Here is a 22,451-nt window from a genome sequence, read left to right on the forward strand (position 1 = left end):
ATCAGTTCCTCCCGGTGGTCTGCTGAACACGGCCGAGCGCGTCGATGCTTCTGGCGAGCTGGCGTCTGAGTGCGCCGCTGTTGTCTTTCACGGTCTCCGCGATGCGGTTGCCGGCGTTGTCCAGCAGGTACTCGATGCGGTTGCCCAGGTTGTCGTACACCGCCGTCTGTCGGTGCGCCGGGTCGTAGTCGTAGCCGATCCAGCTCGCATCGGGCCGGGTCACCCGCTTGAGCTGGCCGGCCAGGTCGTAGCTGTAGCTGGTGGTCTGGCCGCCCACGCTGGTGCTCAACAGCCGCTGCCGCAGGTCGTAGCTGTTGGTCGTGATGATGCCGTTGGGGTCGATGCTCTGGATGACGTTGCCGTGCTTGTCGTACTGGGTGTACTGGGTGAGCTGGCCCGCCGCGTTGCTCACGCTCTGCAGGTCGCCCGTGGTGTGGCCCACGGCCGCAGCGCCCGTGCCGGTGAAGCTGGTGTCGCTGTAGTAGGTGTAGGTCGTGATGTCCGCGATGTCGGTGCGCGGGCCGTCGTGGGTCAGCACCTGGCCCCACTGGTTGTAGCTCCAGCGCTGCTCGCGGTTGGCCACCGTGCCGTCCAGCGTCGCACTGAAGCCCGCAGCGCCGTTGGCATCCGTGGTGGCTTGCTCCACCTGGCGGCACAGCACCGCGATGGGCTTGCCGTCGGGCAGCAGCGCGCCTGCCGGCGCGCACGAGGCAACCGCTCCCCCAGCGAGCGGGTCCGGCTGGCCGTTGTACACGTACGTGGTGATTCGGCCGGGCTCGGCTACCTTCGCCTGCAGCCTCCAGTCAGGGTGCCATTGGCTGCTGATCTTGCGGGAGCCAGCAGGCAGCGTCGCGCCGCTGCCGGTTACCGTCGGGCAGTTCGTGCCGCCGGCCAGGCCCTCGACTCGACTCGTCTCCAGGTTGCGGGTCAAGTCATTGGCATAGCAGATGCGCTTGCCGTTGAAGTCGTTGGCGCTCGCGAGATTTCCGTTGGCGTCGTAAGTCAATGATTTGCTGCCAGCCACCGAGCCCGAACCAGCAGGCTGCGAGGAACCAGCGTTGTGCAGAATCCCACGAACATTCGTGTTGTAGACGAGACTTTGGATTCCCAGTGGATCAGTCACGTAGGTGGACGAACCGGAGTACGCGAAGGAGTACTTGCCCACCCCTCCGGCATGCTCAGTCCGAACGGCCTGTGAGTCCAGGTAGCCGAATGTCACGTACCGAACGCCCAGTTCATCGGTAATCCCAGTCAACGCATTGAGCGGATTGCTTCCGGATGTCGTGTGTTGGGCCTCGTTGTAGTGATACGCTTTGTTGGAGCCATCGGGGTATGTCACTGATGTCAACGCGTTCAAGCGGAATCGACCATCCGTCGAGAACGCTGTTGCGCCGCCATAGTCAAACAGCGTCTCTTGGCCAGCCGGATTCACGATCGCCTTCATCCGCCCATAAGCGTCGAACCGAAACTGCATGGCGCGTCCAGACGCCCCATCTAATGCAGCGATCAGAAGTCCCGGCCGAGGTGCCACGGATAGCGGAGTAGCGGCGTCTGAGTAGACGAAGCTCTGCCGACCCCCCGACGCTCGCTGCAATTGAGTCAGACGCCCCCCGCTGTCAAAGACTTCCCATTGGTTGGCTCCGTCGGCATAGCGCCAACCTGCCGGACCACCGGAGGAGCTCAGCATTGTCTGAAGTCGACTTTGCCTGTCGGTCCGAGGCGCCCATTCCCCATTCGTCAGCACGAATGATTTCACAGGTCCGTCGAGCCGCTCTACATGCGCAACGGTGTTCGCGCCTGCCATCGCGATCGAGATGGTTCGATCTAAATTTATTCTCCAGTAGTTGCCGAGCATGCCGCTAATGCGGCTGGTATCGCGCGCAGCGTGGCCGTAACTTCTATAGTGGCGAGTGACATTGAGATCCGTTGAATTACCAGAGATGTAGTCAATCTCGGTTTGCACCTTCTCGGCGCTGAGCACATTGACAGGATTTCCTCTCTTGTCACAAGGCCCGCAGTCGGCCTGCGTCGGACGCAAGCAATAGCTCCACGTCACATCCGGCTGATAGCCGAATGGGCACTGTACGCGACGATCTTTTCGGATGGTGGCCCCGGCGGTACCTTGGCGGTCGCAATTGGGGGCCACGTTGTTGTAGAAGGTCGTAACGTAGTTCAGCCTCCTCCGAAGGCTCATGGGGTATACGGGGAAGTTGTAGCCTACGACGACCCAGGGATCTTCAGACACAGGCGTCGTCGCGCACACTGCAGGCGACGCGCAGATCAATATGCCGAGTGCAGCTTCCTTCGCTTCCTCTTCCGATGCGAAAGGGCCGACATTGTTGCAGGCTGGGGGCAATGGTCCGCCGGGTTCGACGACATAGACAAACTCACTTATGTCAGGTGGCCTGCAATCAGCTGTACCGTCTGCATCTCCAATACAAAGATCCGAAGCGGCCTGAGCTTGGCTGTGCGCGAACAACTGGTACAACACCAAGAAAAGAACTACCCGAACTCTGGTTGAGTCGATGCTTATCACTCCTCTCACTCCCTGCCTATAGTTTGTTTAGATCGCTCGCGCGCACCGATGCTTCTAGATGATCAGACGGTCCGTTTGTCCGCCCCTTGTCTTGATGCGGTGTCATGGACTAGGGCCTGTTAACACATTCTCGGCCCATCAGCGACGAGCACGAAGCTGATGAAGCCGAGGAACATGAGGTCGAGCTTCTCGAAGCGAGAGAAGATGCGGCGGTAGGCCTTCAGGCGCCGGAACAGGCGCTCGACCTCGTTGCGCCGCTTGTACATCTCACGGTCGTATTCCCAAGGCTCGACGCGGGTGCGCAGCGGCGGCACGACCGGGATGTAGCCCAAGTCGAGTGCCAACTGTCGGGTTTCGTTGCCCTCGTAGGCCTTGTCCATGAGCAGATGCAGTGGCCGATTCGGCGGCCCCAGGCGGGTGAGCAGTTCGCGGCCTTGCGGAGCGTCGCCTGCCTGGCCTGGCGACAGCGAGAACGTTATGGCCGTTCGAGCATCCGCGGCAACCATATGAATCTTGGTGTTCCATCCGCCGCGGGACTTGCCGATGGCTTGGGGTCCGTTTTTTTTAGAGCCCCCGTGCCGTCGGGGTGAACCTTGATGCTCGTGGAGTCCAGCGACACCGCCTCGATCTTGATGCGCACAACCTGGGCCTTCTGCAACTCCTCGAACATGCGATCGAGCACGCCGGCCTTGGTCCAGCGGTTCATGCGCGTATAGATCGTGTGCCAGTTGCCGAAGCGCTTGGGCAGTCCGCGCCACTTGCAGCCGTGCTCGGCCACGTAGAGGATGGCGTTGACCACCTGCAAGTTGCTGAGGCTGACATTGCCGCGCTGCGTCGGCAAGCAGTGCTCGATCTTCGCGAATTGTTCGGGCGTGATCTCCATGCCCAGCAGTCTGCAACATGTCAGCTGTGAGTGACATTAGTGTGAACACACCCTAGTCCAGTTGCGCACCGTCCCGATTCAGCAGCGCGCGAATTTCGGCGCCGGATATGGCGCGCGGAGCAATGCGATCGCGCACGGCGAGAACAGCGGCGTGACCGATCGCGTGTCCGTACGAGAAGCACTGGGCGGTGACTCTGGCCGACGCCATCGCCTCGTGTTCTGCCGACAGGCAGCGCCCGGCCATCAGGATTGATTCGCCGAACTCGGGTACGAAACACTCATAGGGGATCTCGTAGTAGTCATCGAAGAGCCAGACCAGTTGCGGCTTTTCACCGCTGTGCAGTTCGATCGGCCAGGGACTGCGCGCTATCGCACTCGCGAAGCGGGCCTTGCCGGTTACGTCGGTGTTGTGGAGGGTCTGCATGCCGGCGATCTGGCGCGTCTGGCGGACCCCGACCTGTACGCCGGTGTCGTTGAGCCAGGCGTTCTCGCACCCTGGCACGTGGCCACGCAGGAAGCGCTCGTACTCGCGCACCTGCTTTCTGCCCTCGATCTCGGCCTCGGTGAAGTCAGCCGTCAGCACGGCGTTCAATTCGCGGCCATCACGGCCGATGATGCGAGTGGCGTTGCACAACAGCTCATTCGGGCGCGGCGTTTCGAACAGGAAGATCTTTGCGCGCGGTAACTGGTACTCGTTCGCGCGATGCAGCCGCTGAATGGTTTTCGAGACCGAGTCATCCATGATGCTGTCGGGCCCGCGCGCGGCCAGGAAGCGCGGCATGTCGACGCCGCTCAGGCGGAAGATCATCGTCGGGTTCTGAATCCGGCCGTTGTCGCCCATGAAGGTGGCCAGGCCGGCCATCGCGGCAATGTCGGCATCGCCGCTGGCATCGATGGTCAGCCGCGCACGGATGTCGAGCTTGCCCTGTTTGGTGCTCGCGATCGCACCTGCGATGCGTTCGCCCCCCTCGGTGAGCACCTCAGTGACCAGGGTATGCAGGAGCACGCGCACGCCGGCTTCGGCCAGCAGGCGGTCGGCGGTCTCGCGCCAGACGTGGGGTTCATGCACCCGGGTATAGGTCTGCCCGTAGCGAACGGGGCTCGTCACTCCACCCTTGTCCGCGAGACGCCGAAGAAACTCGTCGGCGAAGCCGAACACTACCTGCCGCGGCACCGAGCCGGCATTGCGTGAGGCCTCGTAGAGGCCGCAAACCGTTCCCGACAAACCGGCGACGGCGCCGCCACCGCAGAAGCCATATCGCTCGACCAGCAGCACATCCAGCCCTTGCCGCGCTGCCGTGGTGGCCACGGCGACACCCGCCGCGCCGCCGCCGACGACGAGCAGGTCGCACTCAAGGTGACTGGCAGGACGACAGTCGTTGACGCGGATGCCGGAAGCGGGATCCCGATGCGAAACCTTCATGTTGACAGCTCCTCGCGATGCTAATATTCTTCTCATATCTTACTGACATATTAGAACGATGTCATGTGCCATGCGGCACGCGACACTGACACCCCGACGGAGACACCTGTGTTCAAAAACCTTCCCTATCGTTGGATCACAGCCCTCGTGCTGTTCGTGGCCTACAGCATCCAGTACCTGGATCGCGTCAAGAGCAGCGTGCTAACGCCCGCGATTGCGCACGATGTCCATCTGAGCACCACCGACATCGGCACCGGTGCGTTCCTGATGTTGCTCTTCTACGGACCGGCTCAGTACATCTCGGGCTTCCTGACCGACAGGTTCGGCGCCAAGAAGATCCTGATCTTCTCGGTGCTCGCCTGGTCGGTCATGACGGCCTGGATGGGGATGCTCGCGACGCGCGAGGAGTATCTGTTCCGCATGGCCCTGTTCGGCTTCTTGGTCGGTACCGAATACGTGCCCTCCGCGCGCATTCTGATGCGCTGGTTCAACAAGGACGGGCGGGCGCGTGCTCAGTCGCTGCTGTCCTGGGCCTGGATCCTCACCCCGGCCTGGGCCGCGGTGCTTGCGACCCAGATGGCCGCTCATGCCGGCGACTGGCGTTTTGTCTTCTATGTCACCGCCGCTCTGGGCGTGATCCCGTTGCTGATGATCGGTCTGCTGATCTTCGACCGTCCGGAGCAATACCCAAAGGCGACCCGCGAGGACCTCGAGTACGCCTACGCCGACGAAATCAGGGCCGGCACCGTGCAGGCAGGCCACTACGAGAACGCACAGAAGCAGATCCTTAGCCACAACAAGATCGGCTTCCTGGACTTCTTCAAGAACCCGAGCTTCGTCGCTGTAGTGGTCGTCAATATCGCCATGCAGATCGTCTACTACGGCGCAATGGTCTGGATCCCTCTGTACCTGTCCGACGTTTTCGGCTTCAAGTTGACCAAGATGGGCTTTTGGAGTGCTGCCTACTTTCTCTCCGGCGCGCTCGGCAGCTTCGTCTCCGCCTACCTGTCGGATCGAGTCTTCAAGGGCAACCGCCGGGTGATGATCCTGGCCTGCTTCATCGGACTGATTCCCTTCATCCTGCTGCTCGCCACGGTGACCGCGGCCGAGCCCGCCATGCTCCTGGTCGCCCTGTGCGGCATGGGCTTCTTCGGCAACATGGCCTGGGGCCCATTCCTGGCCGTTCCGGCGGAAATCTTCTCGCCTGAGCTCTACGGAAAGGCGGTCGGCTTCTCGAATGGCGTGGGCTACACCTGCGCCGCCTTCACGGCGAAGATTTTTGCGGCGCTGATCGTGGTGCAGAACGGCGCCAAGGTCTACACCAACGGCTGGTACTTCATCGCCGCCTGCGTGGTCGTTGGCATCGTCGCCGCCTGGTTCATCCGGCCCGAAAAACGAGTTCGCGACGGCAGCGCGAGCGCCAGTCTCAATGCGGTTGCCGGTACCTGACCGCCACCGCCAGGGCCACATCCGACAACTTCGATTCCAAAACAGAAATTAGCGAATGAACAGCGAAATCCTCGTCGAGCGCCACGGACCGGTGGCGGCCCTGACAATCAATCGACCGCAGCGCCGCAATGCACTGAGTGACGCCCTGGTCGCTCGATTGCGTGAGCTGCTGCAACGCAACGACTCGGATGCAGCCATTCGGGCAACGGTACTCACGGGTTGCGCACCTGGCTTCTGCGCGGGCAGTGACCTCAAGGAGCTCGCCCACATGTCCTTGGACGAAATGTGTGCCCACGAGGCACGCACCGCGGCGTTCTGTCGTGAGATCGCGCAATTGGACAAACCGGTGATCGCAGCCGTAGAAGGATTCGCGCTCGGCGGAGGATTCGTGCTGGCTGCCTCCTGCGATGTGATCGTCGCCGGGAGCTCGGTTCGATGGAATCTGCCGGAAGTCGAAATCGGCTGGATTCCGCCCTGGGGCCTCGAGACCTTGGTCAACCGGGTCGGTGTCTCGCGTGCGCGCCAGTTGAGCTGGGGCGGCCAGGTCTTCACGAGCGACGAGGCATTGCGCCTCGGCCTTGTCGATCACCTCGCGGAGAACGGCCAGGCGCTGCCGCGCGCGATCGAGATCGCGCAAATGCTCGCGCGACTGCCGCTCGAGGCCGTGGCCTCGACCAAGCTCTATTTCGCGGCGCACGCCGCGCGCAACGGCGAGAGCGGCGATGCGCTCGCGTCCCGGATGTTCAAGGAAAACTGCCGTACCGAGACCGCCAAGGCGACCTTGCGCCGTTTCGGCGTCAAGGCATGAGCGGCAGCGCTGCAAACAATGAAAGCAATGGAATGAGCAAGATCTGTACGGTGGAAGAAGCGGTCGCGCTGGTGAAGAGCGGTGACTCGGTGGCCTCGGTCGGCGTGATCGGCTGGATCACCCCGGATGCCCTGCTCGCAGGGCTGGCTCGCCGCTTCAAGTCCACGGGTGACCCGGCCGGGCTGACCTTCTACTTTCCCTGCGGCACCGGCGATGCGATGGACATCAAGGGCATGGATCATGTCGCGATCGAGGGGCACATGAAGCGGATCGTCGCCGGCTCCTATGTCAATCCGGTCGATCCGAAGACCGGCAAACGTCCGGAACTGATGCGACTGATCCGCGAGAACCGCATCGAGGCCTACAGTTGGCCCATCGGCGCCAGCATGCACTGGCTGCGCGAGGTCGCGCGCCGCGGACCCGGATACCTGACCAAGATCGGCCTCGACACCTATGCCGATCCGGCCCAGGGCGGCGGCAAGTTCACCACGCTCGCCGAGGAGGACTTGATCCAGCGCGTGAACTTCAAGGGCGAGGACTATCTCTTTTATCCGACCTGGCCGTTGAATGTGGGCTTCATTCGCGCCAGCACCGCGGACGAGTTCGGCAACCTCTCCTTCGAGGATGAACCGATCCATTCCAGTTCGCTGCAGATCGCACTTGCGGTGAAGGCCTGCGGGGGCACGGTGATCGCCCAGGTCCGCAAGGTCGTGGAACGTGGTTCGCGCCCGGCTGCGCAGGCCAGGATCCCGGGCGTGCTGGTGGACAAGGTGGTGGTCGACGCGACGCAGATGATGAGTACCGACGTCGCTCACGACTCATCCTTTCTCGGCGGACAGTCCTGGGACGGGCAAACGTCTGATCGGCTCGCCTATGGCGCCGACAAGATCGTGGCGCGCCGCGCGGCACGCGAGATTCGCCCGGGCGTAACCTCGATCTTCGGCTTCGGCGCATCTTCGGATGCCCCGACCATCTTGCTCGAAGATGGCCATCTCACCGGTGGTCACTATCGCGACTACCAGTTCACCACCGAGCACGGCCCCTTCGGCGGTTTGGTCATGAGTGGCTGGCAGTTCTCCGCGAACAAGTACCCCGAGGCGCTGCTGGACGGCGTCACTCAGTTCGACTTCATCGACGGCGGCGGCTGTCCCTTCGCGGCTCTGGCTTTCGCTCAGTTCGATCAGCAGGGCAACGTCAACGTCTCACGCTTCGGCGTCGCCAATCCGGGCGCCGGCGGCTTCATCGATATCGCCTACAACGCCACCGACCTGGTCTTCGCCGGCACGTTCACCACCGGCGGTCTGGAAATCGGCTACGAAGACGGCAAGCTGCGCATCATTCGCGAGGGCAAGGTGCGCAAGTTCGTGCGCCGCGCCGACCATATTACTTACCCGGTGCGCCGCAATGTGATGGAGCGCGGACAGCGCGCGAAACTCATCACCGAGCGCGCGGTGTTCGAGGTCGATGCCGAGGGGCTGGTGCTCATCGAAGTGGCGCCGGGCATCGATGCGCGAAGCCAAGTCCTGGACCTGATGGAGTTCAACAATGTGCGCGTGGCCCCCGAGCTTGCCCTGATGGATGCCGACCTGTTCCGGGTGGGCTGAGGCCGCTCGCGCTGCCGCTCAGTCGTGGTAGGAATCGAGCGTCGCGAGCGTGAACTCCTTGACGTTGTCGAGGAGCTGGTCGAGCGATTTCTCGGCGGCACTTTCGTCCTTGCGCGCGATTGCATCGGCGATCGCCGCATGCAACTGCGCTGCGCGGTTGAGGTCCGCTGACTTCTGATAGAAGGCGAACCAGAAGCGCCTCGACAAGCCCTGGGTCAGCTTCATGGAGGCCACGGCGAACTCGTTGCGCGACGCCGCGAGCACGAGTTGGTTGAACTCACCGTCCAGCGCAAGGAATGCTTCACCATTTTCGCTGGCGCCGGCCACCGTCATCTCGGACGCGATGGCCGCGAAGTGGGCGCGCTCCGTGTCGTTGGCGTTGCGGGTCGCGAGCAGCACGATGCACCGCTCCATATAGCGCCTGACCTCGAGCAGACGCAGCTGTTTGCGAACGTCGATCTCGGATATCACGATGCCGCGCTTGGGCAGGATCACCACCAGCCCTTCGCGCGCGAGTTGCTGCAGCGCCTCGCGTATGGGCGTGCGCCCGATCTCGTAGCGGCTCGCGAGCATGTTCTCGGACACCACTTGCCCTGGCGCGAGTTCCAGCCGGGCGATGTCGTTTTCGATGCGCAGGTAGGCTTGCTCAACCAAGCTTTCGGGCGCCTCGGCGTCGACGGGCATGCGGCCTGGTCGCGCTTGCGCCTTGGTTTTCTTCGCTGCGGATCTCGACAGGCTCAATGGATCTTCCTTGGTTCGCGGGCGGGGCATGGATCGTCTCGGTCGGCGGCTGTGACCTTCGGGAACCGCGCTATCTCGGGTGGGCATTGCCTACCGGACGATGCCGCGCGAATGGTAACGCCCAGCACTGCGGGTGAGCGCCTATCGAAGCGCACCCCATCGTTCGCGAACATCATGCAATCGAGAAACGCCCGCCATCACCACCGCACGCACCCATAGAAAAACCCGCCGGGCGTCGCCGCCGGGCGGGTTCTCGTGAAGCAGGCGGCAGGCGACTTACTTCTTGCGCAGCTTCTGGATCGCCGCGAGCTGCGCCGCCATCGTCGCGAACTCGCTTTGCGCGGCGGCGAAGTCGATGTCGCTCTTGGCGTTCTTCATCGCTTCCTCGGCGAGCTTCTTCGCCTCGGTGGCCTTGGCCTCGTCGAGGTCGTGGCCGCGGATCGCGGTGTCGGCGAGCACCGTCACGCAGTTCGGCTGCACCTCGAGGATGCCGCCGGCGACGAAGACGAACTCTTCCTGCCCGTTGTCGGCGCGCTCTATGCGCACCGCGCCCGGCTTGATGCGGGTGATCAGCGGCGTGTGGCGCGGCAGGATGCCGAGCTCGCCGCCCTCGCCCGGCAGCGCGACGAACTTCGCCTCGCCGGAGAAGATGCTCTCTTCGGCGGAGACGACGTCGACGTGGATGGTGGCCATCGCGCGGCTCCTTTAGTTGATTTTCTTCGCCTTCTCGAAGGCCTCGTCGATCGTGCCGACCATGTAGAAGGCCTGCTCGGGCAGCGCGTCGCACTCGCCGTTGACGATCATCTTGAAGCCGCGGATGGTTTCCTTCAGCGGCACGTACTTGCCGGCCGTGCCGGTGAACACCTCGGCGACGTGGAAAGGCTGCGACAGGAAGCGCTGGATCTTGCGCGCGCGCGCCACCGCCAGCTTGTCTTCCGGGCTCAGTTCGTCCATGCCCAGGATCGCGATGATGTCGCGCAGTTCCTTGTAGCGCTGCAGCGTGGCCTGCACGGCGCGCGTGGTCGAGTAGTGCTCCTCGCCGACGACGTTCGGGTCGATCTGGCGCGAGGTGCTGTCCAGCGGGTCCACCGCGGGGTAGATGCCCAGCGAGGCGATGTCGCGCGACAGCACCACGGTGGCGTCCAGGTGGGCGAAGGTGGTGGCCGGCGACGGGTCGGTCAGGTCATCCGCCGGCACGTACACGGCCTGGATCGAGGTGATCGAGCCGACCTTGGTGGAGGTGATGCGCTCCTGCAGGCGGCCCATTTCCTCGGCCAGCGTCGGCTGGTAGCCCACCGCCGACGGCATGCGGCCGAGCAGCGCCGACACCTCGGTGCCGGCCAGCGTGTAGCGGTAGATGTTGTCGACGAAGAACAGCACGTCCTTGCCCTCGTCGCGGAACGACTCGGCGATCGTCAGGCCGGTCAGCGCGACGCGCAGGCGGTTGCCCGGCGGCTCGTTCATCTGGCCGTACACCATCGCCACCTTGGACTCGGACAGGTTCTCCTGCACGACGACCTTGGAGTCGCTCATCTCGTGATAGAAGTCGTTGCCCTCGCGGGTGCGCTCGCCCACGCCGGCGAACACCGACAGGCCCGAGTGCGCCTTGGCGATGTTGTTGATCAGCTCCATCATGTTGACGGTCTTGCCGACGCCGGCGCCGCCGAACAGGCCCACCTTGCCGCCCTTGGCGAACGGGCAGATCAGGTCGATCACCTTGATGCCGGTTTCGAGCAGTTCCTGCGAGGGCGACAGCTCGTCGTAGGCCGGCGCCTTGCGGTGGATGGGGGCCGTCAGGGTCTGGTCGACCGGGCCGCGCTCGTCGATCGGGTTGCCCAGCACGTCCATGATGCGACCCAGCGTCGCCTTGCCCACCGGCACGGTGATGTTGGCGCCGGTGTTGCTGACCATCAGGCCGCGGCGCAGGCCGTCCGACGAACCGAGCGCGATGGTGCGAACCACGCCGTCGCCGAGCTGCTGCTGCACTTCCAGCGTCAGCGCCGAGCCTTCGAGCTTCAGCGCGTCGTAGACCTTGGGCATGCGGTCACGCGGGAACTCGACGTCGACGACCGCGCCGATGCACTGGACGATCTTGCCCTGGGCTTGAGTGTTGGCCATTTGTCTTTCCTTCAATCGGTATTCGTGTGCGTGATCAGACGGCGGCCGCGCCGCCGACGATCTCGGAGAGTTCCTTGGTGATCGCGGCCTGGCGGGTCTTGTTGTAGATCAGCTTCAGTTCGGCGATCAGGTTGCCGGCGTTGTCGGTCGCGGCCTTCATCGCGACCATGCGCGCCGACTGCTCCGAGGCCATGTTGTCGGCCACGGCCTGGTAGACCAGCGCCTCGACGTAGCGCGTCAGCAGCTCGTCGATGACGGTGGGCGCGTCCGGCTCGTAGAGGTAGTCCCAGCCGTACTGCGCCTTCTCGGCGGCGCTCTGCTCCAGGTGCGAGGCCGACAGCGGCAGCAGTTGCTGCACCTGCGGCTCCTGCTTCATCGTGTTGATGAACTGGGTGAAGCACAGGTAGACCGCGTCGAGCTGGCCGGCGACGAACTTGTCGAGCATCACCTTGACCGGCCCGATCAGTTTCTCGAGCTGCGGCGCGTCGCCGAGCTGGATGGCGTGCGAGATCACCGCGGCGCCGATGCGGTTCAGGAAGCCGAAGCCCTTGTTGCCGATCGCCACCGCCTCGACGCCCACGCCCTCGCCCTGCAGCTCGCGCATCTTGGCCGTCACGGCGCGCAGGATGTTGGTGTTCAGGCCGCCGCACAGGCCCTTGTCGCTCGTGACGACGATGAAACCGACCTTCTTCGCGTTGCCGCCCTGGCGCATGTAGGGCGAGTGGTACTCGGGGTTGGCCTGCGACAGGTTGGCCGTGATGTTGCGGATCTTGTCGCTGTACGGGCGCGCTGCGCGCATGCGCTCCTGCGCCTTGCGCATTTTGGACACCGACACCATTTCCATGGCCTTGGTGATCTTCTTGGTGTTCTCCACCGACTTGATCTTGTCGCGGATTTCCTTGCCGACTGCCACGGTCCAGCTCCTTTCGCTGTGCTCAGGCGAACGACTTCTTGAACGCCGCGATGGCGTTGTTGAGTTCCGCTTCGGCGTCCTTGTCCATGGCCTTGTCCTTCTCCAGCTTGGCCAGCAGGCCGGCGTGGCTGGACTTCAGGTGCTGGTGCAGGCCGTGCTCGAAGGGCAGCACCTTCTTGACGTCGAGGTCGTCCATGTAGCCCTTGTTGACCGCGAAGATCGAGGCGGCCATCAGGCTGATCGGCAGCGGCGAGTACTGCGGCTGCTTGAGCAGCTCGGTCACGCGCGCGCCGCGGTCGAGCTGCTTGCGCGTGGCGGCGTCGAGGTCGGAGGCGAACTGCGCGAAGGCGGCCAGCTCGCGGTATTGCGCCAGGTCGGTACGGATGCCGCCCGACAGGCCCTTGACCAGCTTGGTCTGCGCCGACGAGCCCACGCGCGACACCGAGATGCCGGCGTTGATGGCGGGGCGGATGCCGGCGTTGAACAGGCTGGTCTCCAGGAAGATCTGGCCGTCGGTGATCGAGATCACGTTGGTCGGCACGAAGGCCGACACGTCGCCGGCCTGCGTCTCGATGACGGGCAGCGCGGTGAGAGACCCCGTCTTGCCCTTCACTTCACCCTTGGTGAAGGCTTCCACGTAGTCGGCGTTGACGCGCGCGGCGCGCTCTAGCAGGCGGCTGTGGAGATAGAACACGTCGCCGGGGAAGGCTTCGCGGCCCGGCGGGCGGCGCAGCAGCAGCGACACCTGGCGGTAGGCCACGGCCTGCTTGGACAGGTCGTCGTAGATGATCAGCGCGTCCTGGCCGCGGTCGCGGAAGTACTCGCCCATCGTGCAGCCCGAGTAGGCCGACACGTACTGCATCGCCGCCGATTCGGAGGCCGAGGCGGCGACGACGATGGTGTACTCCATCGCGCCGTTCTGCTCGAGCGCGCGCACCACGTTCTTGATCGACGAAGCCTTCTGGCCGATCGCGACGTAGACGCAGGTCATGTTCTGACCCTTCTGGTTGATGATCGTGTCGATCGCCACCGCGGTCTTGCCGGTCTGGCGGTCGCCGATGATCAGCTCGCGCTGGCCGCGGCCGATCGGCACCATCGTGTCGATCGACTTCAGGCCGGTCTGCACCGGCTGGTCGACGCTCTTGCGCGCGATCACGCCCGGGGCGACCTTCTCGATCACGTCGGTCATCTTGGCGTTGATCGGGCCCTTGCCGTCGATCGGCTGGCCGAGCGCGTTGACGACGCGGCCGATCAGCTCGGGGCCGACCGGCACTTCCAGGATGCGGCCCGTGCACTTGACGGTGTCGCCCTCGGAGATGTGCTCGTACTCGCCCAGGATCACCGCGCCGACCGAGTCGCGCTCGAGGTTCAGCGCCAGGCCGAAGGTCGGCTGGCCGTCGCTGCCGGCGGGGAACTCGAGCATTTCGCCGGCCATCACGTCGGACAGGCCGTGCACGCGGCAGATGCCGTCGGTCACCGACACCACCGTGCCCTGGTTCTTGATGTCCGCCGAAGCGCCTAGGCCCTCGATGCGGCTCTTGATCAGTTCGGAAATCTCTGCGGGATTCAGATTCATGTCGTTCTCCGGGACGTTCCTGGCCGCGCGCTTACGCGGACAGCACCGCCTTCATTTGTTCGAGACGCGCCTTGACCGAGGTGTCGAGCACCTCGTCGCCGACCGTCACGCGGATGCCGCCGATCAGCGACGGGTCGACCGCGACGCTCGCCTTGAGCTTGCGGCCGAAGCGCTTCTCCAGCGAGGCCACCACCTGCTGGAGCTGCGCGGCGTCGATCGGGAAGGCGCTGAGCACCGAGGCGTCGGACACGCCGGAGCGGGCGTTGACCAGCGCGTGGAACTGCGCGGCGATCTCCGGCAGCGCCGCGAGGCGGCCGTTGTCGATCACGGTGCGCAGCAGGTTCTTCGCGCCGTCGCCCAGGAAGGCCTTGGCCGCGGCGGTGACCAGCTCGAACACCTGCTGCGGCGGCACCTTCGGGTTGTCGGCGAACTGGCGCACCTGCTCGTTGCCGGCGACCGCGGCGAGCGCGTTCACCTGCTCGGAGACGGCCGCCGCGTCGTTCGGCGCGATCGCCTTGAACAGCGCTTCGGCATACGGCCGGGCGATGGTTGCCAGCTCGGCCATGCTCAGAGCTCCGCCTTGAGACGGTTGAGCAGTTCGGCGTGCACGGAGGCGTTGACCTCCTTGCGCAGGATCTGCTCGGCGCCCTTGACCGCCAGCGCGGCGACCTGGTCGCGCAGCGCCTCGCGCGCCTTGACGGCTTCCTGCTCGGCCTCGGCGCGGGCGGCGGCGATGATCTTGGCGCCCTCGTCGGACGCGCGGCCCTTGGCCTCCTCGATCATCTGCTGCGCCAGGCGCTCGGCGTCGGCCAGGCGCTGCTGGGCGTCGTTGCGGGCGGCCGAGAGCTGCTCCTCGACCCGCTTGTTGGCGGCGGCGAGGTCGGCCTTGGCCTTGTCGGCGGCCGACAGGCCGTCGGCGATCTTCTGCGCACGCTCGTCGAGCGCCTTCGTGATCGGCGGCCACACGAACTTCATCGTGAACCACACCAGGATCAGGAAGACGATCAACTGCGCAATCAGCGTAGCGTTGATGCTCACGTTGTTGCCTTTGAAACGTCGGGGGATGTCGCGCGAAGGCGGCGACGGCTTACTTCGGCAGGTTGGCGATCTGGGCCAGGAACGGGTTGGCGGTGGCGAACCACAGCGCGATACCGGTGCCGATGATGAAGGCCGCGTCGATCAGGCCGGCCAGCAGGAACATCTTGGTCTGCAGCTCGTTCATCAGCTCGGGCTGGCGCGCGGCCGACTCGAGGTACTTGCTGCCCATGATGCCGATGCCGACGCAGGCGCCGATGGCGCCCAGACCGATGATCAGGCCGGCGGCGAGGGCAACAAAGCTAATGACTTCCATGGTGGCTCCTTATTGGATTGAGAAAGAAAAGGGGGAAGGAAAAGAAGGTGCGCGGATCAGTGCGCGTCGTGGGCCTGACCGACGTAGACCAGCGTGAGCATCATGAACACGAAGGCCTGCAGCGTGATGATCAGGATGTGGAAGATGGCCCACACCGAGCCCGCGACGATGTGGCCGAGGAACAGGGCGATGCCGGTGCCCGACAGCGCGAAGGCGCCGCCCATCAGCGCGATCAGCATGAAGATCAGCTCGCCGGCGTACATGTTGCCGAACAGCCGCATGCCGTGCGAGACCGTCTTGGCGACGAACTCGATGATCTGCATCAGGAAGTTGACCGGGTACAGCAGCGGGTGGCTGCCGAACGGCGCGGTGAACAGCTCGTGCACCCAGCCGCCCGCGCCCTTGATCTTGACGTTGTAGACCAGGCAGACGATCAGCACGCCCAGCGACAGGCCCATCGTGATCGACAGGTCGGCGGTCGGCACGACGCGCATGTAGGCGTCGTGGTTGCCCTGCAGCTTCTGCCACAGCCAGGGGATCAGGTCGACAGGCAGCAGGTCCATCGCGTTCATCAGGAAGATCCAGACGAACACCGTCAGCGCCAGCGGCGCGACCAGCTTGCGGCTGGTGGCGTTGTGCACGATGCCCTTGGCCTGGGAATCGACCATGTCGACCAGCACCTCGACGGCGGCCTGGAAGCGCCCCGGCACGCCGGAGGTGGCCTTGCGCGCGGCCAGCCACAGCAGCCAGCAGCCCAGCGCGCCCAGCAGCACCGACCAGAAGACGGAATCGAGGTTGATCACCGAGAAGTCGACCACGGCCTTCTGGTGGCCGGCCTGCAGGTGGTGCAGGTGGTGAACGATGTATTCACCGGCGGTCGGCGCGTGCGCTGTGCCTTCTGCTGACATCTCGTCTTCCCGAATTCGTTGTCGATCAACGGGCGCGCCACAGCAGCGCGACCCAGTTCACTTTCATGCACACCACCATCGTGATCAGCAGGACGGGCCAGCTCAAGCCGGGCACCACCCTCGCCGCGATCACGAGCATGGCGATGGCCACCCCGATCTTCAGCATCTCCCAGAACAGGAACCCCGCGGCCGCAGCCACCGGGGAGCCCGCCCCTCTTCTTCTTGTCATGCCGCGCGCCAGCAAGGCGCCCGGCAAGGCCACGGCCAGCGCACCGTAGAGCGCCGACCAGGCCGACCCGCTGTGTTGCGTGACCAGCCAGACGATGGCCGTGCACAACAACCCCGCCGCGGCCTGCGCCGCGACGACCCGCCAGGGCGAGACCTGCGGGAGACGCGCCCTCAAGGCCCGCGCTTCCTCGCGCGACAGGGTCTTGAACGGCTCGTCCTGTGCCTCACCTGCAAGGCTGGCGTACTTCTTCGCACCGTGGTCGATCGTGTCGGTCATGGTGCGCGGTCACGTCTGCTTGCAGCAAAGCCTCGGAATTATACGTGGTTACCCGGTCTTTTCGACCGCCCCCGGATCCGACGGCTTCGGCCGGGCTGCGGCGCGCATGGTGGGGCGGTTGCCTTACGTCACGCTTGACCATTCATCCGGATCGACAATCCGGCCCGGTCCCGCCTTCCGCCCACCACCTGCCCGCCACGCCATGCGTCTGCCGCGCGTCCTGCTTGCCGCCCTCGTCTCGCTGCTGCCGCTGGCCGCCGCCGCCCTGCCCGGCGGCAGCGCGACGGTCGCCACCGAACAGGTGCGCGCCGAACTGGTGGCGCACGCGCCGCAGGGCGTGGTGCCGGGCCAGCCGCTGTGGCTGGGCCTGGCCCTCGAACACCAGCCGCACTGGCACACCTACTGGAAGAACCCGGGCGACTCCGGCCTGCCCACCACGCTGGCCTGGACGCTGCCAGCCGGCTTCGCAGCCGGCGAGATCGAGTGGCCGACGCCACGCCGGCTGCCGATCGGGCCGCTGATGAACCACGGCTACGAAGGCCGGGTGCTGCTGCCGGTCAAGGTCGAGGTGCCGGCGGGCTTCAGCGGCGAAGTGCTGAGCGTCAAGCTGCGCGCCGACTGGCTGGTGTGCAAGGACGTCTGCATTCCCGAGGGCGGCGACTTCGCGCTCGACATCCCGGCGCGCACCGCCTTCGCGGCCCACGGCGCCGACTTCGAGGCGGCGCTGGCCGCGCGCCCGCGCGCGCTGGCCGAGGCCAAGGCGTCCGCCACGGTGGGCGCCGACGGCCTGGCGCTGGAAGTCGGCGGGCTGCCCGCGGCCTGGGCCGGCCGCGAGATCGCGTTCTTCCCCGAAACGGGCGGCGTGCTCGACAACGCGCTGCCGCGCCCGGCCGCCTGGGACGGCACGCGCTGGCGCGTGCGCGTGCCGCTGTCCGACCAGCGCTTCGAGGCGCCGGCGCGCATGGACGCGGTGCTGGTCGCCGCCGGCGACGAGGCCGGCGTGCGCATCGGCTTCGACATCGCCGGCTCCTGGCCCACGGCCGGCGCGACGCCGGCGCCGGCGCCCGCCGCCGCGCCCGGCGGCGGCACCGCATCCCCCGGGCTGGGCCTGGCGCTGCTGTTCGCCTTGCTCGGCGGCGCGCTGCTCAACCTGATGCCCTGTGTGTTCCCGGTGCTGTCGCTGAAGGTGCTGGGGTTCGCCGCGCATGCCGGCGACCGGCGCGCGCTGGCGCTGGGCGGCCTCGCCTACACGGCCGGCGTGCTGCTGTCCTTCGTCGCGCTGGCCGGCCTGCTGCTGGCGCTGCGCGCCGGCGGCGAGCAGCTCGGCTGGGGCTTCCAGTTGCAGTCGCCGGCGGTGATCGCGCTGCTGGCCGCGCTGTTCACGCTGATCGGCCTGAACCTCGCCGGCGTGTTCGAGTTCGGCTCGGTGCTGCCCAGCGGCCTGGCCAGCCTGCGCGCGCGCCACCCTATCGTCGATTCGCTGCTGACCGGCGTGCTCGCGGTGGCGGTGGCCTCGCCCTGCACCGCGCCCTTCATGGGCGCCTCGCTGGGCCTGGCGGTCACGCTGCCGGCCGCGCAGGCGCTGGCGGTGTTCGCCGCGCTCGGGCTGGGCATGGCCCTGCCCTACCTGGCGGCCAGCCTGTGGCCCGGCCTGGCGGCGCTGCTGCCGCGGCCCGGCGCGTGGATGGCGCGTTTCAAGGCGCTGATGGCCTTCCCGATGTTCGCCACGGTGATCTGGCTGGTGTGGGTGATCGGCCAGCAGAGCGGCATCGACGGCGCCGCCGCGCTGCTGGCGCTGCTGCTGGCGCTGGCCTTCGTCGCCTGGGCGCTGGCCACGCCGGGCATGGGCCGCATCGCGCGCGCCGGCCTCGGGCTGCTGGGCGCGCTGGCCGTCGCGGCGGCGCTGTCGTGGATGCTGCCGGCCTTCCAGGCCTCGGCGGCCGGCGGCCCGGCGCGCGGCGGCGCGGCGGAGACGCTCTGGCAGCCGTGGAGCGAGCAGCGCGTGGCCGAGCTGCGCGCCGCCGGCACGCCGGTGTTCGTCGACTTCACCGCCGCCTGGTGCGTGACCTGCCAGTACAACAAGCGCACCACGCTGGCCGACGCGGCCGTGCTGGCCGACTTCGCCGCGCGCGGCGTGGTGCTGCTGCGCGCCGACTGGACGCGCCGCGACCCGGCCATCACCGCCGCGCTCGCCACCTTCGGGCGCAACGGCGTGCCGGTGTATGCTTTTTACGGTCGCGACGGCGCGCCGCGTGTGCTCGGCGAAATCCTCAGCGTGCGCGAAGTCCGCGACGCCCTGGCCAGCCTCTGAAGCAGTACAAGGAGATGCCCCCATGAAGACCTTGCTCCGCAGCGCCGCCGCCGTGGCCGCGCTCGCCGCCTCGGCCTCGGCCTTGGCCGTCTCCGTGGGACAGGCCGCGCCGGCCTTTAGCGCCGTCGATGTCAGCGGCAAGACCGTCTCGCTGGCCGACTTCAAGGGCAAGACGGTGGTGCTGGAATGGTTCAACCCCGGCTGCCCCTTCGTGCGCAAGCACTACGACAGCGCCAACATGCAGGCCACGCAGAAGAGCGCGGCGGCCAAGGGCGTGGTGTGGCTGGCGATCAACTCCACGCACCGGGGCTCGGCCGACTACCGCGAGCCCATCGTGCTGGCCGCCTGGATGAAGGACCGCGGCGCCGCGCCGAGCGCGACGCTGGTGGACACCGAGGGCACGCTCGGCCGCAGCTACGGCGCGCGCACGACGCCGCACATGTACGTGATCGACCCGAAGGGCACGCTGGTCTACGCCGGCGCGATCGACAGCAAGCCGGGCACCAACCCGGCCGACATCCCGTCCGCCACCAACTACGTCGAGCAGGCGGTGGCCGAGGTGAGCTCGGGCCAGCCGGTGAGCAAGCCCGTCACGCAGGCCTACGGCTGCCCGGTCAAGTACGGGGCGACTGATCACGCGGCGAAGTTGACCGGCAGTCCCGGCACGTCGACCTCGAAGGCCAGCACGCAGCCGGCCCAGGGCTGGGCGGCGAGTTCGGCCGCCGGGCGATTCTGGCGCGCGGTGGTCAGGTAGACGGTCTTCAGGTCGGCGCCGCCGAAGCAGGGCATGGTGGCGCAGCGCACCGGCAGCGTGATCTCGCGCAGGATTGCGCCGTCGGGCGCCAGGCGCAGCAGGCGCTGGCCCTCGAACATCGCCACCCAGTAGCAGCCCTCGGCGTCGACGGCCGCGCCGTCGGGCCGGCCGCCGTAGCGGTCCAGCGACTGGCCCGCGCGCTTGGGCTCGAAACGAGCGAACACGCGCCGGCCGCTGAGCTCGCCGGCGGCGGGGTCGAAGTCGAAGGCGTGGATGGTGTGCGCCTTGGTGTCGGCCCAGTACAGGGTGCGGCCGTTCGGGCTCCAGGCCAGGCCGTTGGCGACGGTGGCGCCGCCGGCGCGCTCGACCAGCCGGCCGTCGGTCCAGCAGTGCAGCGTCGCCCGCGCCGCATCGCGCGGCTCGTAGAGCGTGCCGGCCCAGAAGCGCCCCTGCGGGTCGCACTTGCCGTCGTTGAAGCGCTCGTGCGCCGGGTCGTAGGGCGGCGGCGCCAGCAGCGTGCGCGCGCCGCGGGCCGGGTCGAAGCGGTACAGGCCGTCGCGCATCGCCAGCAGCAGCGTGCCGTCCAGGCAGGGTGCGCAGCTTCCGGGTTCGCTGTCCAGGTCCCAGTGCCGCAGCGCGCCGCGCGCGGCGTCGAAGCGGCACAGGCGCCGGCCGGCGATGTCGACGTAATAGAGCGCCGCCTCGCGCGGATGCCAGAACGGCGATTCGCCGAGCAGCGCCGGCTCGGCGACCGCGACGCGGATCCGCGGCGCGTCGCTCACAGCACGCCGACGTCGAGCTGCATCCAGGCGCGCAGGCTCTCGCCCGGCGCCAGGCTGCGCAGGCCGTGGGCGAGCGCCTCGGCCATGTGGATCGCGTTGCTGACGTGGCTGACCGGCTCGACGCAGAAGTAGTCGCGGGTCTGCGGCGTGTAGACCACCAGCCGGTCGAGCGACGAGCTGAGCTGCAGCGAGAAGCGCTCGTCGCGGATGCGCGCGGCGCCGCGCCAGCCGTCGAAGCAGTGGTCGAAGTCGAGGTGCGCGATGTCGCCGTCGATGCCCGGCTGCGCCACCTTGCGCACCGGCAGTTGCAGCGCGTCCTTGTCCCAGCGGCCGGCCACCTCGGCGTGCAGCCGGCTGCGCGCGCGCTTGGGGAAGTACGGGTGCCAGCCCAGGCCGGCCGGCTGCGCCGTGTCGGCGAGGTTGGTCAGCACCATCTCGACGTGCAGCGCGCGCGGGCTCAGCGTGAAGTACTGGCTGGCCTCGAACGCGAACGGCCAGTCGGCATCGGGCGCGTGGCGCAGGCGCAGCACCACTTCGAGCGCGCTCGACGACACCGTCTCCCAGGCGCGCTGCCAGCCGACGCCGTGCACCGAGTGCGGGCCGTCGCCGAAGTTGGGCCGCGTCGTGTGGTCCTGCCCCTTCCAGCGGAAGCGCGCGTGGCCGATGCGGTTCGAGTACGGCAGCAGCGGATAACAGGCCGAGGCGCGCGCGCTCGGCAGCTCGGTGGGCTCGCTGCTGCGCAGGATGGGCGTCTCGCCGTGCCAGAAGCCGGCGATGCAGCCGCCGAGATCGGGGCGCAGCGCCAGGCGCAAGGCGCCGGCATGCAGTTCGAAGCTGTGGTCCGTCGAAGCGTGTGCGGTCATGACGACAGCTCCTGGGCCGGCTTGGGAGCGGCCCGGCGCTCGGCCCGCGACAGCATGACGAAGGAAGTCTTCATGGATCAGTCGCCCCGTGTCCCCGACGACACCGAATGCACGTGCTCGCTGCCGGCCGTGCGCAGCGCCGCGATCGCCGCGCGCGCCCCCTGCATGTACAGCCCGAGGTCGGAGCCGACCGCGACGTAGTCGAAACCCGCCGCGCGGTACTGCGCCACCGTCTCCGGGCTGGCGCCGATGGTGCCGATCGGCTTGCCCACGGCCTTGCAGCGCAGCACCGCCTGCGCCATCAGGTCCATCACCGCCGGGTGCGCGCTGTGGCCGGTGTGGCCCATCGAGGCCGACAGGTCGGCCGGCCCGATGAACAGGGCGTCGACGCCGTCGACCGCGGCGATCGCCTCGAGCTGGCCGATCGCCTGCGCGCTCTCGAGCTGCACGATCACGCCCATGCCCTTGTTGGCGTTGGCGATGTAGTTCGGCGCGGTGCCGAAGCGGCTGGCGCGGCTCATCGCCGAGATGCCGCGCACGCCCTGCGGCGGGTAGCGCGTGGCGGCCACGGCGCGCTGCGCCTCGGTGGCGTTCTGCACGAAGGGGAACATCACCGTGGTCGCGCCGGCGTCGAGCACGCGCTTGACCAGCACCGCGTCGTTCCAGGCCACGCGCACGATGGGAACCATCTTCGTGCACGACAGCGCCTGCAGCATCTGCAGCACCTCCATCACGTCCAGCGGCGAGTGCTCCATGTCGAGCACGGCCCAGTCGAAGCCGGCGTGGCCGGTGGCCTCGGCCACCAGCGGGCTGGCGGACATCACCCAGGTGCCCACCGGCGGATGGGCGCCGGCGGACTTGAGCAGTTGCCGGAACGGGTTCATGGCGGCCTCCTTTCGGCGTTCGTTCGGGGTCTCGGCAGCGGC

General features: G+C 66.9%; 20 protein-coding genes and 2 pseudogenes. 5 read left to right on the top strand and 17 right to left on the bottom strand.

Features of this window, described 5'->3' with window-relative positions; translation table 11 throughout:
- Position 1: 1 nt before the first annotated feature.
- The 4 genes and pseudogenes from QM792_RS00550 to QM792_RS00565 all read right to left on the bottom strand — a co-directional run bounded on the left by QM792_RS00550 (position 2) and on the right by QM792_RS00565 (position 4,842).
- Complete coding sequence (locus QM792_RS00550; RefSeq protein ID WP_415147894.1) at positions 2-1,474, bottom strand: RHS repeat protein; 1,473 nt, start codon at positions 1,472-1,474, stop codon at positions 2-4.
- A gap of 336 nt (positions 1,475-1,810) precedes the next feature.
- Positions 1,811-2,194, bottom strand: a pseudogene (locus QM792_RS00555) (DUF6531 domain-containing protein); the annotation flags it as partial.
- A gap of 461 nt (positions 2,195-2,655) precedes the next feature.
- Positions 2,656-3,419 (bottom strand): IS5 family transposase gene (locus tag QM792_RS00560; protein ID WP_415147222.1). Its coding sequence is split into 2 segments (ribosomal slippage): positions 2,656-3,104 and positions 3,104-3,419, totalling 765 coding nucleotides; the frame shifts between segments, so codons are not numbered across the junction.
- Positions 3,420-3,471: 52 nt separating this feature from the next.
- Positions 3,472-4,842: an FAD-dependent oxidoreductase gene (locus QM792_RS00565; RefSeq protein ID WP_415147223.1), complete on the bottom strand. Its 1,371-nt coding sequence runs from the start codon at positions 4,840-4,842 to the stop codon at positions 3,472-3,474.
- Positions 4,843-4,950: 108 nt separating this feature from the next.
- On the opposite strand from QM792_RS00565, the gene QM792_RS00570 reads away from it, so the two are divergent.
- The 3 genes from QM792_RS00570 to QM792_RS00580 are packed head-to-tail and all read left to right on the top strand — an operon-like array spanning position 4,951 to position 8,703.
- Positions 4,951-6,291, top strand: coding sequence for an MFS transporter (locus tag QM792_RS00570; RefSeq protein ID WP_415147224.1), 1,341 nt, complete (start codon positions 4,951-4,953; stop codon positions 6,289-6,291).
- A 55-nt stretch (positions 6,292-6,346) separates the two neighbouring features.
- A complete protein-coding gene (locus tag QM792_RS00575) occupies positions 6,347-7,099 on the top strand; it encodes an enoyl-CoA hydratase/isomerase family protein (RefSeq protein WP_415147225.1) in 753 nt (250 codons plus the stop codon).
- Positions 7,096-8,703 carry a CoA-transferase gene (locus tag QM792_RS00580; RefSeq protein WP_415147226.1) on the top strand — a complete coding sequence of 536 codons (1,608 nt, stop codon included), beginning with the start codon at positions 7,096-7,098 and terminating at the stop codon, positions 8,701-8,703. Before QM792_RS00575 ends, QM792_RS00580 begins: the two co-directional genes overlap by 4 nt.
- Positions 8,704-8,721: 18 nt before the next feature.
- On the opposite strand, the gene QM792_RS00585 is transcribed toward QM792_RS00580, so the two are convergent.
- The 10 genes from QM792_RS00585 to QM792_RS00630 form a co-directional block, all read right to left on the bottom strand.
- A complete protein-coding gene (locus tag QM792_RS00585) occupies positions 8,722-9,387 on the bottom strand; it encodes a GntR family transcriptional regulator (RefSeq protein WP_415147228.1) in 666 nt (221 codons plus the stop codon).
- A 333-nt stretch (positions 9,388-9,720) separates the two neighbouring features.
- Positions 9,721-10,137: a F0F1 ATP synthase subunit epsilon gene (locus QM792_RS00590; protein WP_415147229.1), complete on the bottom strand. Its 417-nt coding sequence runs from the start codon at positions 10,135-10,137 to the stop codon at positions 9,721-9,723.
- Between the two features lie 12 nt (positions 10,138-10,149).
- A complete protein-coding gene (gene atpD / locus QM792_RS00595) occupies positions 10,150-11,562 on the bottom strand; it encodes a F0F1 ATP synthase subunit beta (protein ID WP_415147230.1) in 1,413 nt (470 codons plus the stop codon).
- A 34-nt stretch (positions 11,563-11,596) separates the two neighbouring features.
- On the bottom strand, positions 11,597-12,475 hold the full coding sequence (atpG, locus tag QM792_RS00600; protein ID WP_415147231.1) for a F0F1 ATP synthase subunit gamma: 879 nt from the start codon (positions 12,473-12,475) through the stop codon (positions 11,597-11,599).
- A 22-nt stretch (positions 12,476-12,497) separates the two neighbouring features.
- The gene (atpA, locus tag QM792_RS00605) at positions 12,498-14,051 is read right to left on the bottom strand and encodes a F0F1 ATP synthase subunit alpha (RefSeq protein ID WP_415147232.1); all 1,554 of its coding nucleotides are present in this window, start codon (positions 14,049-14,051) and stop codon (positions 12,498-12,500) included.
- 31 nt (positions 14,052-14,082) lie between these two features.
- Entirely contained in the window at positions 14,083-14,616 is a 534-nt protein-coding gene (locus QM792_RS00610) for a F0F1 ATP synthase subunit delta (protein WP_415147234.1), read from the bottom strand.
- A gap of 2 nt (positions 14,617-14,618) precedes the next feature.
- Positions 14,619-15,089 carry a F0F1 ATP synthase subunit B gene (locus tag QM792_RS00615; protein ID WP_415147235.1) on the bottom strand — a complete coding sequence of 157 codons (471 nt, stop codon included), beginning with the start codon at positions 15,087-15,089 and terminating at the stop codon, positions 14,619-14,621.
- Positions 15,090-15,138: 49 nt separating this feature from the next.
- A complete protein-coding gene (gene atpE / locus QM792_RS00620) occupies positions 15,139-15,402 on the bottom strand; it encodes a F0F1 ATP synthase subunit C (RefSeq protein WP_293433262.1) in 264 nt (87 codons plus the stop codon).
- Between the two features lie 56 nt (positions 15,403-15,458).
- Positions 15,459-16,310: a F0F1 ATP synthase subunit A gene (atpB, locus tag QM792_RS00625; RefSeq protein ID WP_415147236.1), complete on the bottom strand. Its 852-nt coding sequence runs from the start codon at positions 16,308-16,310 to the stop codon at positions 15,459-15,461.
- Positions 16,311-16,335: 25 nt separating this feature from the next.
- Positions 16,336-16,815: an ATP synthase subunit I gene (locus tag QM792_RS00630; protein WP_415147237.1), complete on the bottom strand. Its 480-nt coding sequence runs from the start codon at positions 16,813-16,815 to the stop codon at positions 16,336-16,338.
- A 202-nt stretch (positions 16,816-17,017) separates the two neighbouring features.
- On the opposite strand from QM792_RS00630, the gene QM792_RS00635 reads away from it, so the two are divergent.
- Together QM792_RS00635 and QM792_RS00640 are read left to right on the top strand one after the other, a co-directional pair.
- Entirely contained in the window at positions 17,018-19,126 is a 2,109-nt protein-coding gene (locus QM792_RS00635) for a protein-disulfide reductase DsbD family protein (RefSeq protein ID WP_415147238.1), read from the top strand.
- Between the two features lie 22 nt (positions 19,127-19,148).
- Positions 19,149-19,616, top strand: a pseudogene (locus QM792_RS00640) (redoxin domain-containing protein); the annotation flags it as partial.
- 143 nt (positions 19,617-19,759) lie between these two features.
- On the opposite strand, the gene QM792_RS00645 reads toward QM792_RS00640, so the two are convergent.
- The 3 genes from QM792_RS00645 to QM792_RS00655 form a co-directional block, all read right to left on the bottom strand.
- Positions 19,760-20,662 (bottom strand): SMP-30/gluconolactonase/LRE family protein, encoded by a 903-nt coding sequence (locus QM792_RS00645; RefSeq protein ID WP_415147239.1) that lies wholly within the window; start codon positions 20,660-20,662, stop codon positions 19,760-19,762.
- Positions 20,659-21,525 (bottom strand): aldose 1-epimerase, encoded by an 867-nt coding sequence (locus tag QM792_RS00650; RefSeq protein ID WP_415147241.1) that lies wholly within the window; start codon positions 21,523-21,525, stop codon positions 20,659-20,661. Before QM792_RS00650 ends, QM792_RS00645 begins: the two co-directional genes overlap by 4 nt.
- 77 nt (positions 21,526-21,602) lie before the next feature.
- Entirely contained in the window at positions 21,603-22,409 is an 807-nt protein-coding gene (locus tag QM792_RS00655; RefSeq protein ID WP_415147242.1) for an HpcH/HpaI aldolase family protein, read from the bottom strand.
- Between the last annotated feature and the right edge of the window lie 42 nt (positions 22,410-22,451).

The organism is Piscinibacter sp. (assembly GCF_047600445.1).
Lineage (GTDB): Bacteria > Pseudomonadota > Gammaproteobacteria > Burkholderiales > Burkholderiaceae_C > Piscinibacter.

What these genes read in the sequence shown, in the direction of transcription:
- QM792_RS00590 (WP_415147229.1), bottom strand. Translation starts at nt 10,137, where the DNA reads ATGGCCACCATCCACGTCGACGTCGTCTCCGCCGAAGAGAGCATCTTC.
- atpE (WP_293433262.1), bottom strand. Translation starts at nt 15,402, where the DNA reads ATGGAAGTCATTAGCTTTGTTGCCCTCGCCGCCGGCCTGATCATCGGT.
- QM792_RS00575 (WP_415147225.1), top strand. Translation starts at nt 6,347, where the DNA reads ATGAACAGCGAAATCCTCGTCGAGCGCCACGGACCGGTGGCGGCCCTG.
- QM792_RS00550 (WP_415147894.1), bottom strand. Translation starts at nt 1,474, where the DNA reads ATGCAGTTTCGGTTCGACGCTTATGGGCGGATGAAGGCGATCGTGAAT.
- QM792_RS00565 (WP_415147223.1), bottom strand. Translation starts at nt 4,842, where the DNA reads ATGAAGGTTTCGCATCGGGATCCCGCTTCCGGCATCCGCGTCAACGAC.
- QM792_RS00650 (WP_415147241.1), bottom strand. Translation starts at nt 21,525, where the DNA reads ATGACCGCACACGCTTCGACGGACCACAGCTTCGAACTGCATGCCGGC.
- atpD (WP_415147230.1), bottom strand. Translation starts at nt 11,562, where the DNA reads ATGGCCAACACTCAAGCCCAGGGCAAGATCGTCCAGTGCATCGGCGCG.
- atpA (WP_415147232.1), bottom strand. Translation starts at nt 14,051, where the DNA reads ATGAATCTGAATCCCGCAGAGATTTCCGAACTGATCAAGAGCCGCATC.
- QM792_RS00580 (WP_415147226.1), top strand. Translation starts at nt 7,096, where the DNA reads ATGAGCGGCAGCGCTGCAAACAATGAAAGCAATGGAATGAGCAAGATC.
- QM792_RS00655 (WP_415147242.1), bottom strand. Translation starts at nt 22,409, where the DNA reads ATGAACCCGTTCCGGCAACTGCTCAAGTCCGCCGGCGCCCATCCGCCG.
- QM792_RS00585 (WP_415147228.1), bottom strand. Translation starts at nt 9,387, where the DNA reads ATGCCCGTCGACGCCGAGGCGCCCGAAAGCTTGGTTGAGCAAGCCTAC.
- atpB (WP_415147236.1), bottom strand. Translation starts at nt 16,310, where the DNA reads ATGTCAGCAGAAGGCACAGCGCACGCGCCGACCGCCGGTGAATACATC.
- QM792_RS00610 (WP_415147234.1), bottom strand. Translation starts at nt 14,616, where the DNA reads ATGGCCGAGCTGGCAACCATCGCCCGGCCGTATGCCGAAGCGCTGTTC.
- QM792_RS00630 (WP_415147237.1), bottom strand. Translation starts at nt 16,815, where the DNA reads ATGACCGACACGATCGACCACGGTGCGAAGAAGTACGCCAGCCTTGCA.
- QM792_RS00635 (WP_415147238.1), top strand. Translation starts at nt 17,018, where the DNA reads ATGCGTCTGCCGCGCGTCCTGCTTGCCGCCCTCGTCTCGCTGCTGCCG.